Below are 1,649 nucleotides of genomic sequence, written 5' to 3'. Positions count from 1 at the left end.
GAGATGTGTATAAGAGACAGGCCACTGGGAGACGGCTTCCGCCTCGTCGGGCAGGGCCGGGACGAGGACCTCCTTGGGCACGGCGTCGCCGGACTCCTCCCCGTACAGCTGCTGGAGCGCGTGCTCGACGAGGCCCGCCGTGTCGACGGCCTCGACCTTGTCCGTGACCCAGCCGCGCTGGCCGCGCACCCGCCCGCCGCGGACGTGGAAGATCTGGACGGCGGCTTCGAGCTCGTCCTCGGCGACGGCGATGAGGTCGGCGTCGGTCGCGTCCGCGAGGACGACGGCGCTCTTCTCCATGGCGCGCTTGAGCGCCTCGGCGTCGTCCCGCAGCCGGGCCGCACGCTCGTACTCCATGTCTTCGGCCGCCCGCATCATGTCCTTCTCCAGGCGGCGGATGTAGGTGCCCGTACGGCCGGCCATGAAGTCGCAGAAGTCCTCGGCCAGCTCGCGGTGCTCCTGGGGGGTGACCCGTCCGACACAGGGGGCCGAGCACTTGCCGATGTATCCCAGGAGGCAGGGCCGGCCCGTGCGCTCGGCGTTCTTGAAGACACCGGCGGAGCACGTGCGCACGGGGAAGACCCGGAGCATCAGGTCGACCGTCTCGCGGATGGCCCAGGCGTGGCCGTACGGGCCGAAGTAGCGGACGCCCTTCTTCTTGGCGCCGCGCATGACCTGGACACGCGGGAACTCCTCGTTCAGCGTGACCGCGAGGTAGGGGTAGCTCTTGTCGTCGCGGTACTTGACGTTGAACCGGGGGTCGAACTCCTTGATCCAGGAGTACTCCAGCTGCAGCGCCTCGACCTCGGTGGAGACGACGGTCCACTCGACGGAGGCGGCCGTGGTGACCATGGTGCGGGTCCGCGGGTGCAGGCCGGCGAGGTCCTGGAAGTAGTTGGCCAGGCGCTGGCGCAGGTTCTTCGCCTTCCCGACGTAGATCACCCGGCGGTGCTCGTCGCGGAATTTGTAGACCCCCGGGGAGTCGGGGATCTGTCCCGGCTTGGGGCGGTAGCTGGAGGGGTCTGCCATGTCTCACACCCTACTTGCGGGCAGTGACACAACGGCATTCCACGGGGGAAGGCGGCCCCGCTGCGAGCGGTCAGGCGTCGGGCCCCGCCACGAGCCTGCCGCCCTCGACCTTGACCGGGACGGACGGCAGCGGCACGGTGGCCGGTCCGTGCAGGGCCTCGCCCGTGGTCACGTCGAACCGGCTGCCGTGGCACGGGCAGTTGCCCTCGTTGCCCTCGACCTTGTCCAGGACGCAGCCGGCGTGGGTGCACTGCGCGCTGAAGGCCTTGTACCGGCCCTTTGCCGGGCAGCTCACGACCACCCGCTGCTCCCGGTAGAGCTTCGCCCCGCCGACCGGCACCTCGTCCGGGGAGCCGAGCTCCACGGGAGCGGTGGGCGTCGGGGTCTTGGCGTGGCCGAGCTTGGAGTCGGTCGAGCAGGCGGCCGCCCCCAGCCCGGCGGCACCGGCGAGAGCGGCGCCCTTCAGTACGGTACGGCGGGCGGCGGGCAGGCCGGACATGCGGTCTCCACTGGTCGGCGGGACGGGATGCCGTGACGGCGCCGGGGCGCCGGTGCCACGGGGACCGGGCACGGCCGCACCCGAAGGCGTCGGCGACAGACCTGACGATACCGGCGGGAAA

At 71.3% G+C, this 1,649-nt stretch carries 2 protein-coding genes; both read right to left on the bottom strand.

Annotation, left to right across the window (positions count from 1 at the left end; genetic code table 11):
• A partial coding sequence (uvrC, locus tag IH13_RS0106770) for an excinuclease ABC subunit UvrC (protein WP_063837408.1) occupies nucleotides 1-1,029 on the bottom strand: 1,029 nt, incomplete at its 3' end.
• A gap of 70 nt (nucleotides 1,030-1,099) precedes the next feature.
• Entirely contained in the window at nucleotides 1,100-1,528 is a 429-nt protein-coding gene (locus IH13_RS0106765; RefSeq protein WP_031081921.1) for a Rieske (2Fe-2S) protein, read from the bottom strand.
• Between the last annotated feature and the right edge of the window lie 121 nt (nucleotides 1,529-1,649).

The organism is Streptomyces sp. NRRL WC-3549 (assembly GCF_000721935.1).
GTDB lineage: Bacteria > Actinomycetota > Actinomycetes > Streptomycetales > Streptomycetaceae > Streptomyces.
This window is presented reverse-complemented; position numbering and strand designations above follow the sequence as displayed.